Source organism: Amycolatopsis thermalba (genome assembly GCF_003385215.1).
GTDB classification, from domain to species: Bacteria; Actinomycetota; Actinomycetes; order Mycobacteriales; family Pseudonocardiaceae; genus Amycolatopsis_E; species Amycolatopsis_E thermalba.
Genome location: NZ_PQHW01000167.1, coordinates 1 through 10,142 on the forward strand (window position 1 = coordinate 1; position 10,142 = coordinate 10,142).

General features: G+C 71.4%; 11 protein-coding genes. 6 read left to right on the forward strand and 5 right to left on the reverse strand.

The features are described from left to right. Positions 1-169: 169 nt before the first annotated feature. Positions 170-1,027 carry a lysophospholipid acyltransferase family protein gene (locus D0D15_RS34460; protein WP_094007437.1) on the reverse strand — a complete coding sequence of 286 codons (858 nt, stop codon included), beginning with the start codon at positions 1,025-1,027 and terminating at the stop codon, positions 170-172. Beyond that, on the reverse strand, positions 1,024-1,803 hold the full coding sequence (locus D0D15_RS34465) for a GNAT family N-acetyltransferase (protein ID WP_094007438.1): 780 nt from the start codon (positions 1,801-1,803) through the stop codon (positions 1,024-1,026). The genes D0D15_RS34460 and D0D15_RS34465 overlap by 4 nt, the downstream gene beginning before the upstream one ends. A gap of 188 nt (positions 1,804-1,991) precedes the next feature. Here D0D15_RS34465 and D0D15_RS34470 point away from each other — a divergent pair, with 188 nt between their 5' ends. After that, positions 1,992-3,140 (forward strand): mechanosensitive ion channel family protein, encoded by a 1,149-nt coding sequence (locus tag D0D15_RS34470; RefSeq protein ID WP_094007439.1) that lies wholly within the window; start codon positions 1,992-1,994, stop codon positions 3,138-3,140. A 55-nt stretch (positions 3,141-3,195) separates the two neighbouring features. Here D0D15_RS34470 and D0D15_RS34475 read toward each other — a convergent pair whose 3' ends face one another. Beyond that, positions 3,196-4,152, reverse strand: a complete 957-nt coding sequence (locus tag D0D15_RS34475) for an electron transfer flavoprotein subunit alpha/FixB family protein (protein ID WP_094007440.1) — start codon at positions 4,150-4,152, stop codon at positions 3,196-3,198. An 18-nt stretch (positions 4,153-4,170) separates the two neighbouring features. Continuing rightward, a complete protein-coding gene (locus D0D15_RS34480) occupies positions 4,171-4,956 on the reverse strand; it encodes an electron transfer flavoprotein subunit beta/FixA family protein (protein ID WP_094007441.1) in 786 nt (261 codons plus the stop codon). Positions 4,957-5,169: 213 nt separating this feature from the next. Between D0D15_RS34480 and D0D15_RS34485 the strand changes: the two genes are divergently transcribed. Both D0D15_RS34485 and D0D15_RS36495 read left to right on the forward strand, forming a co-directional pair. Further along, on the forward strand, positions 5,170-6,012 hold the full coding sequence (locus tag D0D15_RS34485; RefSeq protein WP_115945054.1) for a DegV family protein: 843 nt from the start codon (positions 5,170-5,172) through the stop codon (positions 6,010-6,012). 70 nt (positions 6,013-6,082) lie between these two features. Continuing rightward, complete coding sequence (locus D0D15_RS36495) at positions 6,083-6,253, forward strand: hypothetical protein (protein ID WP_167481608.1); 171 nt, start codon at positions 6,083-6,085, stop codon at positions 6,251-6,253. Here the strand turns inward: D0D15_RS36495 and D0D15_RS34490 are convergent. Next, positions 6,213-6,641: a hypothetical protein gene (locus tag D0D15_RS34490; protein ID WP_115945055.1), complete on the reverse strand. Its 429-nt coding sequence runs from the start codon at positions 6,639-6,641 to the stop codon at positions 6,213-6,215. The genes D0D15_RS36495 and D0D15_RS34490 overlap by 41 nt on opposite strands. Positions 6,642-6,784: 143 nt before the next feature. On the opposite strand from D0D15_RS34490, the gene D0D15_RS34495 reads away from it, so the two are divergent. Genes D0D15_RS34495 through D0D15_RS34505 form a run of 3 tightly spaced genes read left to right on the forward strand, consistent with a single transcriptional unit; the run spans position 6,785 to position 9,862 of the window. Further along, positions 6,785-7,594 (forward strand): ATP-binding protein, encoded by an 810-nt coding sequence (locus D0D15_RS34495; protein ID WP_094007444.1) that lies wholly within the window; start codon positions 6,785-6,787, stop codon positions 7,592-7,594. A gap of 22 nt (positions 7,595-7,616) precedes the next feature. Continuing rightward, positions 7,617-8,384: a class I SAM-dependent methyltransferase gene (locus D0D15_RS34500; RefSeq protein WP_094007445.1), complete on the forward strand. Its 768-nt coding sequence runs from the start codon at positions 7,617-7,619 to the stop codon at positions 8,382-8,384. Then, complete coding sequence (locus tag D0D15_RS34505) at positions 8,381-9,862, forward strand: 1,4-alpha-glucan branching protein domain-containing protein (RefSeq protein WP_115945056.1); 1,482 nt, start codon at positions 8,381-8,383, stop codon at positions 9,860-9,862. The genes D0D15_RS34500 and D0D15_RS34505 overlap by 4 nt, the downstream gene beginning before the upstream one ends. The last annotated feature ends 280 nt before the right edge of the window (positions 9,863-10,142 follow it).

Consider the following 10,142-nt stretch of genomic DNA (forward strand, 5'->3'; position numbering starts at 1 on the left):
CCCCGAACCACTCCCCCTCCCGCACCCGATCCCCAGCCCACATCGGTTGCCGAGCAGTCGGGTCAAGGCACGCTTTCCCGCCTTGACGCGACTTCTCGGCAACCGAACACTGAAAGATCGGGTTCGGGAGGGCACCAATCCGGGCGTAGCGAAGCGAAGCCGGCGCAGTTCAGATACGCGCGTAGCGCCTACGCACCGAAACCACCCGCCGCTGCCCAGGCACCGCCACATTCCCCAGCGCCGCCTGCACCGAAGCCTCCGCCAGCCCGGCCAGCTCCCGCCGATCCGCGGCCCGCCCGGGCGCGATCTCCCCGCACACCGTCACTTCCAGCACCAGCCCGCGCAGCGCCGCGACCCGCTTCAGCGAGTCGATCAGCGATTCCGGCCCGATGAACGCCGGCTGGGTCGTCTCGCGGCCGTCGGCCATCCGGTAGCGCAGCGCGAGCGGCCGCACCGGGACCCCGGCGTCGATCGCGGCCTGGAAGGTCGCCGGGCGGAACCGGCCGGACGCCAGCCCGCACCACGTGGTGCCCTCGGGTGTGACGTTGACCAGCGAACCCCCGCGCAGCGCCGCGGCCAGGTCGTCGATCGTGCTCGGCAGGGTGGACAGCCGTTCCCGGTCCAGGAAGATGCTGCCGCCACGCGCGACGAGCGTGCCCAGCACCGGCCAGCCCGCGATCTCCTTCTTCGCCAGCGCGCGCATCGGCCGGACCGCGTTGACCGCCACGATGTCCAGCCACGAGATGTGGTTGTTCACCACCAGCGCACCGCGGCCACCGCCGTCCAGCGGCTCACCCCGGACCACCAGCCGCACCCCGAACGCCCGCAGCACACCGCGGAACACCCGGCGCGCCAACGGTTCCCGCAACCGCGGCACGAACAGCGCCGGCAGGGCGGCGAAGGCCAGCAGCACCACGGCGGCAGCAGCGGTGAACCGCAGCGCGCGCCGCGCTGCGCCGACCGTCGGGGCGCCCGGCGTCAGGCACCCGTTCCCGCACGGCGAAGCCGGCATCCAGGGGTGGCTCATGCCTGGTGCCCGAGGAAGAACTTCAGGTAGCGCTCGTCCATCCGCTGCAGGTCGAGCAGGGTGAAGAAGTCGGCGACACCGAAGTCCGGGTCGTGCGCAGGCGGGCCGCAGACCTTGGCGCCGAGCCGCGTGTAGCCCTTGATCAGCGGCGGCAGCACCGACCGCGTCGGCCGCGCGATGCCGGCGTCCGGCCAGGGGTTGAGCGGCCGCACGCGCTGCGACTCGGGCGCGTAGTGCTTGGCGCGCAGCACGTCCCACACGCCCGCGGCGTAGGAACCGCCGTCGGTGAGCGGCACCGAGGCGCAGCCGCCGAGGTAGCGGTGGCCGGACAGCAGCATGTACCGCCCGATGCCGGCCCACACCAGGCTCACCACGGCGCCGGAGCGGTGGTCGGGGTGCACGCACGAGCGGCCGGTCTCGACCAGCGAACCCCGCAGCCCGGCGAGGTTGGACAGGTCGAACTCGGTCTCGGCGTACAGGCCGCCGGCCCGTTCGGCGCGTCCCGGCGGGAGCATCCGGTAGGTGCCGACGATCTCGCCGGTGTTGTCGTCGCGCACCACGAGGTGGTCGCAGAACTCGTCGAACTCGTCGGCGTCCAGGCCGGGCGCGGAGTGCAGCCGGGCACCCATCTCCTCGGCGAAGACCTGGTAGCGGAGTCGTTGGGCGGCAACGACTTCATCGTTGTCGTAGGCGACGAGGAGGGAGTACCGGGCAGCGCCCTCGGGCAGCTGGCCGTCCTGGCTGTCGGTGCTGACGAGCAACTGGGACCGCGTCATGTGTGTAGGTGTACCGGCGGGAAGGAAACCGCCAGGAGGTTCATCGCGTGACCACCTCGTGCACGTTGGATGAACCACGGGTTCTCAGGGTTCTCTCAGGAAGCCGGGCGTGACGAGGCTCAAGTCTTGAGATCCACTCGATCGGGGTATGGCCCCACGGAACGTGGTGCCGAACGGAAGTGAGAGGGATGTCCGGCAGCTGGATGCGGATCGTGGTGGCGCTCGGTGTGGCGGCGTTGGTGTTCGGCCTGTTCCTGGCGGTCGAGTACGTGCTGCGGCGGGTTCTGCGACGGCTCGGGCAGCGCGCGACCCTGCTGGGTGAGCTGGCCGAGTACATCCACCGGCCGCTGCGCTGGTTCGGCGCGATGGTCGTCCTGCGCATCACCGTGCTCGTCGCGTTGCCCACCGGATCGTGGCGCGCCGTCACGTCGCACCTGCTGACGCTGGCGCTGATCGGGACCGGGGCGTGGCTGCTCGCGGGCGTGCTGACCGCGATCGAGCAGACGATGCTCAACCGCTGGCGCGTCGACGTGGCCGACAACCGGCACGCGCGGCGCATGCAGACGCAGATCCGGCTGGTGCGGCGGGTGATCGTGGCGGCGGTCGCGGTGCTCGCGCTGGGCGCGATGCTGATGACGTTCCCCGGGCTGCGCACGGCGGGCACCAGCCTGCTCGCCTCGGCCGGGGTCATCGGCGCGATCGCCGCTCTGGCCGCGCAGTCGTTGCTGGGCAACGTGTTCGCCGGCCTGCAGATCGCGTTCAGCGACGCCATCCGGCTGGACGACGTGGTGATCGTGGAGAACGAGTGGGGCCGGGTGGAGGACATCACGCTGACCTACCTGGTGGTGCACCTGTGGGACGACCGGCGGCTGGTCATCCCGACCGCGCAGTTCATGTCGCAGCCGTTCGAGAACTGGACCCGCCGCGACGCCGCGCTGCTCGGGACGGTCGAGCTGGACGTGGACTGGACGATGCCGGTCGACGAGATGCGTGACGAGCTGCGGCGGATCCTGGAGTCGACCGACCTGTGGGACGGCCGGGTGAGCGTGCTGCAGGTGACCGACGCGACGCACACCCTGGTGCGGGTGCGGGCACTGGTGAGCGCGGTGGACGCGCCGACGCTGTGGGACCTGCGCTGCCTGGTGCGGGAACGGCTGGTGCACTGGGTGCGCGGCAAGCACCCCTACGCGGTGCCGCGGCTGCGCGCCGAGCAGGTGCCGAGCACACCCGCGCGCCCCGTCGAGGAACCCACGCCGGACCACGACGCCCGCGTCTTCGGCGACAGCGTGGACGGCCTGGTGCGCGAGCACGCGTTCAACGGCCCGCGAAAGACCTGACACGACGAAGGGCCACCGCCGGAAACCCAGCGGTGGCCCCTGCCTCGGGCGAGCGTCAGCTCTTGCGCTTGGTGACCTCTTCGGTCAGCTGCGGCGCGACGTTGAACAGGTCGCCCACCACACCGAAGTCCGCGATCTCGAAGATCGGCGCCTCGGGGTCCTTGTTGACCGCGACGATCGTCTTCGAGGTCTGCATGCCGGCCCGGTGCTGGATGGCCCCGGAGATGCCCAGCGCGACGTACAGCTGCGGCGAGACCGTCTTACCGGTCTGCCCCACCTGGAACTGCGCCGGGTAGTAGCCGGAGTCGACCGCGGCACGCGAGGCGCCGACAGCCGCGCCGAGCGAGTCGGCCAGCTTCTCCACGACCTCGAACTTCTCGGCCGACCCGACACCGCGCCCACCGGACACCACGATCGTGGCTTCGGTCAGCTCGGGGCGGTCACCGCCGACGACCGGCTCCACGCCGGTGATCTTCGCGGACTTGGCGGCGTCCACCGCGGGCAGCTCGACGGCCTCCTCGGCCGCCGCGCCCTCGGCCTGCGACGCCTCGACCGCACCCGGGCGCACCGAGATGATCGGCAGGCCCTGCGCCTTGGACTTCACCGAGTACGCGCCACCGAAGATGGACTGCTCCACGGTGCCGTCGGAGTTCACGCCCACGGCGTCGTAGATCAGGCCGCCGCCGACGCGGATCGCCAGGCGGCCGGAGACCTCCTTGCCCTCGGCGGACGCGGTGACGATCACCGCCGCCGGGGAGGTCTGCTCGACCAGCTTGGCCAGCGCGTCGACCTTCGGGGTCACCAGGTAGTTCGCGGCGTCCTCGGACTCGGCCACGTACACCTTCTGGGCACCGTAGGCGCCCAGCTGCTCCTTGAACTTGCCGGCGGTGCCCGGGGCACCGACGACGACGGCCGACGGCTCGCCCAGCTCGCGGGCGGCGGTCAGCGCTTCGAACGTGGTCTTCTTGAGCTCGCCGTTCAGGTGGTCGACGAGAACCAGAACTTCAGCCATTGCTCCGTTGCTCCTGCCTCAGATGATCTTCTGGCCGACCAGGTACTCGGCGATCTTGCTGCCGCCGTCACCCTCGTCCTCGACGCGCTCACCCGCGGTGCGCGGGGGCTTCGGGGCCGCTTCGACCACAGTGGACAGCGCGCTGCCGAGGCCGACCGCACCCGCGTCGACGCCGAGGTCGGCGATCGTCAGGGTCTCCACCGGCTTCTTCTTCGCGGCCATGATGCCCTTGAAGGACGGGTACCGCGGCTCGTTGATCTTCTCCGTGACGCTCACCAGCGCGGGCAGGTTCGCCTCGAGGTGGGTCAGGCCGTCGTCGGTCTCCCGGTCGGCCTTGACGGTGCCGCCCTCGACGGTCAGCGACCGCACCTGGGTCAGCTGCGGCAGGCCGAGCAGCTCGGCGAGCATCGCGGGCACGGCGCCGGCGCGGCCGTCGGAGGCCTCGTTGCCGGCGATGACCAGGTCGTAGCCCTCGACCTTGCCGACGGCGGCGGCGAGCACCTTGGCGGTGGCCACGGCGTCGGAGCCGTGCAGGGCCTCGTCCGAGACGTGGATGGCCTTGTCCGCGCCCATCGACAGGGCCTTGCGGATGGCGTCGGTCGCGCGGTCCGGGCCCACCGAGATCACGGTGACCTCGCCCTCGCCGGCTTCCTTGATCTTCAGCGCTTCTTCGACCGCCTTCTCGTTGATCTCGTCGAGAACGGCGTCGGCGGACTCGCGGTCGAGCGTGTGGTCACCGTCGGAGAGCTTGCGCTCCGAGTAGGTGTCCGGCACCTGCTTGACCAGGACAACAATGTTCGTCATTGGTCCCCTTCGACCTCCCTGAACCAGCCTTTACTGGTCGGTAGCGTAGGGAGATTCGGCCGCCGACGCGCCCTGAGGTGACGGCATTCACCCGGAATCCCGATTTATCGGGACGATCGTTCAGCTTTATCTCCGATACGCCCAGGCTACTCCGAGTGGCGGCTTGCGCGGACGGGTTACCCCGATCGAGCTTTCGGTCTAACCTCACTTCCCGTGCCCAACCACGTCGCCCTAGTCACCGACTCGACCGCTTCGTTGCCCGAGCAGCTCCGGAAACAGTGGGACATCACCGTCATCCAGCTCCAGCTGCGGGTCGGGGACCAGGTCGACGAGGAGAACCGGTTCGACCGGGGCGAGCTGACCCAGGCGCTGAGGTCCGGGCAGCGGGTCAGCACCAACCCGCCCGATCCGGGCGCCTTCTTCTGGGCCTACCAGGACGCCGCCGCCTCCGGCGCGAGCGCGATCGTCAGCCTGCACATCTCCCAGCGCATGTCGGCCACGCTGCTGGCCGAGCGCGAGGCCGCGCAGCAGGTCCAGATCCCGGTGTACCCGGTGGACAGCGGCACGACCGGCATGAGCCTCGGCTTCGCCGTGCTGTCCGCGGCACGGGCGGCCGCGGCGGGCGGACGGGTCGAGCGGGTGATCGAGGCGGCGCAGCGCAGGTTCTCCACCAGCAGCGAACTCCTCTACGTGGACACGCTGGAGTACCTGCGCCGGGGCGGGCGGATCGGCGGCGCGGCCGCGCTGCTGGGCACCGCGCTGTCGATCAAGCCGTTGCTCACGGTGCGGGAGGGCGAAGTGGCCCCGCTCGCGCGAGCCGCCGGCAGCAGGCGCGCGCTGGCCAAGCTCGTCGACCTGGCTGCCGAGCGGGCCGGCAGCCTGCCCACCGACCTGGCGATCTCCTGCTTCCGCCCCACCGAACGCGAGCTGATGCTGGTGCAGCAGCTGCGCGACCGGATCCCCAACGTCACGGAGCTGAGCATCGTCGAGGCCAGCACGGTGATCGGCGCGCACGTCGGGCCGGGTGCGCTGAGCATCACGGTCTCCCCGGCTTAGCGCAGGAACCACCGGGGTACTCCGTCCGTTGACCGGGTGACGAAACCGGCATACCGCCCTGGAGGACGGAATGGCTTCGCTGTTCAACAAGATCGCCCGATTCGCGAAATCCCCGCAGGGCAAGCGCGCCATCCGGCAGGCCCAGCAGTTCGCCAACGACCCCCGCCGCCGCGCTCAGGCCAGGTCGGCCATCGCCCGGCTCAAGGCACGCGTGAGCGGGCACGGTCGCCGTCCGTACTGACCCGTTCCGGCAGCAGCACGACCGCCAGCACCAGCAGGGCCAGGCCGGGCAACGAGACCGCGTTGAGCACCTGGTCCAGCGGCGGGAACACGTGCAGGTGCATCAGGTGGTAGATCGCGTGCGGCACCGAGAACACCAGCCACGCGACGCCGGCCAGGCGCGCGGCGGTCGTGGTCCGGACGACGATCGCCCCGACGGCGAGCGCGCCCAGCGCCAGGAACATCGAGCCCACGTCGCGGACCAGGTGCTCGTTGTAGGGGCCGTCCAGCGAGACCCAGCTGGGCCGGATTCCCGGGAAGTCGCCGTAGAAGCTCTCCGGCAGGACCGCCGCCCAGAAGCCCACCACGAGGCCGGTGAGGGCGAGCAGCGTCAGTATCGCGAGTCGCATGCCATGCGGACTACACGGCCGACCGGAACGTGACAGCCCCCGAGTTGTTGGATCGTTTCCCCCGGAACCGCAACGGAGTACTTCACTCACCCGATAGGGTTACGCCTCAGCTCGCACTGTTGCTACTGAGGGGAGCCGTCACCGTGCACACGGCTACGAGCATCCGGGATGACCAGCACGTCCAGCCGGACCTCCGCCGCTTCGCCGCGGGCCCCTTCGACAGCAGACCCCTGGCCACCGCCGCCGAGGGCGACCTCGACGTGCGCCTGTTCCGCACCACGTACCTCCCGTCGTTCGTGGCGAGCGAGGCCCTGGAGGAAAATTCCCGACCGGTCGCCAAGGACCTCGCCTGGCTGCGGCTGACCACGCCCGGCGGCGTCCCGACCGCGCTCGGCGTGCTGACGATCGGGCGCGACCCGAGCGCGCACGTGCCCGGCGCCTACGTCCAGTTCGTCCGCTACCAGGGCCTCGACCCCGACGCTCCGGTCGCGGACCAGCAGGAACTGCGCGGCAACCTGGTGGAGACGGCGGTGCGGCTGAGCGCGCTGCTCAGCGGCCACCTGCGGACGCGGCTCACCGACGGCGACGGCTTCCGCGAGGAGCAGCTGCCCGACTACCCGCTGGAGGCGCTGCGGGAGACGTGCATGAACGCGGTCATGCACCGCGACTACGAGACCTCCCACGCGCCGGTGCGGATCACCTGGTTCGACGACCGCATCGAGGTGACCAACCCGGGCGGCCCGTACGGCCAGGTCCGGCCGGACAACTTCGACCGCGTGCACGACTACCGCAACCCGAACCTGGCCCGCGCGATGAAGGCGCTGGGCTACGTCAACCGGTTCGGCCGCGGGATCTTCCGGATCCGCTCGGCCATGGCGAAGGCGGGCAATCCGGTGCCCGAGTTCCGCGTCGACTCCTCGTCGTGGTCGGTCGTGCTGCGGAAGTGGCCCTGAACCACCCAGTAGTGTCGCCGGGGTGAGTACGTCGCGCGCCGAAGCACTGCACCTGACCGGGGAACGCACGGTCCCGGGCATCGCCGAGGAGAACTACTGGTTCCGGCGGCACGAAGCGGCTTATCACGCGCTGCTGCCGTGGTGCGCGGACGCCGTGGTGCTGGAGGCCGGCTGCGGTGAGGGTTACGGCGCCGGGCTGATCGCCTCGGCTGCGAAGTCGGTGCTCGCGCTCGACTACGACCAGCCGACGACCGAGCACGTCGCGCGGAGTTATCCCCAGGTGTGGACGGCCCGGGGAAACCTGGTCCACCTGCCGCTGCGGGACGGCGCGATCGACGTGGTCGCGAACTTCCAGGTCATCGAGCACCTGTGGGACCAGGACGCGTTCCTGGCGGAATGCCGTCGCGTGCTGCGGCCGGGCGGGCGGCTGCTGGTGACCACGCCGAACCGGCTCACGTTCACCCCGGACAGCGACACGCCGCTGAACCCGTTCCACACCAGGGAACTCGCGGCGGACGAGCTGGATTCGCTGTTGCGGGAGGCGGGTTTCCACGTGGAGCTGCTGCACGGCCTGCACCACGGGCCGGGGGTGCGCGCGCTGGACGCCCGCTACGGCGGGTCGATCATCGACGCGCAGCTGGAGGTCGTGATGGGACACCTGCCCGGGCAGGCGCCGTGGCCGCCGGAGCTGCTGGCCGACATCGCGGCGATCCGCGCCGCGGACTTCGAGATCCACGGCGAACGGGTGGACGCGAGCCTGGACCTGGTCGCGGTGGCGGTGCGGCCGTGACCGGCGAGGCGCTGTTCTGCCTGGTGCTGCACAGCCATCTACCGTGGCTGCCGCACCACGGGTCGTGGCCGGTCGGCGAGGAGTGGCTGTACCAGGCGTGGGCGCACTCGTACCTGCCGGTGGTGGACCTGCTGCGGCGGTTCGCGGCCGAGGGCAGGCGGGACGTGCTGACGCTCGGCGTGACGCCGGTGCTCGCGGCCCAGCTGGACGATCCGTACGCGCTGCGGGCGTTCCACGAGTGGCTCGGGCACTGGCAGTTGCGGACCGTGCAGGCCGGGACGCTGTGGCGGGACGACCCGTTGCTGCGGGAGCTGGCCGCGGCGGAGTACCGCACGGCGACGCGGTCGCTGGAGGACTTCGAAACCCGGTGGCGGCACGGGTTTTCTCCCGTGTTGCGGTCCCTTGTGGACTCCGAGGTGATCGAGCTGCTCGGTGGCCCGTACGCGCATCCCTTCCAGCCGTTGCTCCAGCCTCGGGTGCGGTCGTTCATGTTGCGCGGTGGCCTGGCGGACACGGCGGTGCGGATCGGGCACCGTCCGGCGGGGATCTGGGCGCCGGAGTGCGGTTACGCGCCGGGCATGGAGGAGGATTACGCGGCGGCCGGCGTGCGGCGGTTCCTGGTCGACGGTCCGTCGCTGCACGGGGACACGGCGTTCGCGCGGCCGGTGGGTTCGTCGGACGTGCTGTGCTTCGGGCGGGATCTGGAGGTCACCTACCGGGTGTGGTCGCCGCGGGCGGGCTATCCGGGTCACGCGAACTACCGGGATTTCCACACGTGGGCGCACGAGGTGGGGCTGAAGCCGTCGCGGGTGACGGGCAAGCAGGTGGAGCCGGCGGACAAGGCGCCGTACGACCCGGCGCTGGCGGCGGACACGCTGCGGACGCACGTGAAGGATTTCGTGGAGACGGTGGTCTCGCGGCTGCGTGCGTTGCGGGCGCAGCACGGCCGCGAGGCGCTGGTGGTGGCGGCTTACGACACGGAGTTGTTCGGCCACTGGTGGCACGAGGGCCCGGCGTGGCTGGAAGGCGTGTTGCGGGCGCTGCCGGAGGCGGGCGTGCGGGTGACGACGCTGCGGGGCGCGGTTTCGGCCGGCCTGGTCGGTTCGCCGGTGGAGTTGCCCGCGTCGTCGTGGGGTTCGGGCAAGGACTGGCGCGTCTGGGACGGCGAGCAGGTGGCGGACATGGTGGCGGACAACGCGGCGTTGCAGGAGCGGCTGCTGGCCGTGCCGCGTTCCGGCGCTCGCGACCGAGTGGCGGACTGGGCGGTCGGCGAGGCGATGATGGCCCTGTCGAGCGACTGGGCGTTCATGGTGACGAAGGATTCGGCGGCGGACTACGCCCGCCGGCGGGCCGCCGTGCACACCGCGCGCTTCGACGAGCTGGCGAGCTGGATCGGCCGGGGCCCCCTCCCGGCGGACCTGGAGCGCCGAGCCCGCCAGGACAACCCATTCGGCCAGCTGGACGCGCGGCAGCTCTGACGCGGGGCAGCAGCTCGCGCTGACGCCCCGCGTTCAGCCCCCCACCGACCCGACTCGGCCGCACACTCCGAACACCAGCCGGCCCCACGGCAACTCCGCCCGGGCGGCACTCCCCGCAGCCGCACCCAGCACCCCGCGCCCATTCCCACCACCCAGCTCCGCCGCCCGTCCGGGCGCTCGCGCACCACGGGCACCGCAGGTCACCAGCGGCGTTACCCCCGACCAACCCACCTTCGGCCCCCCGTGCTCCAAGCCGGCGCAGTGCGCGCCCACCTCACCC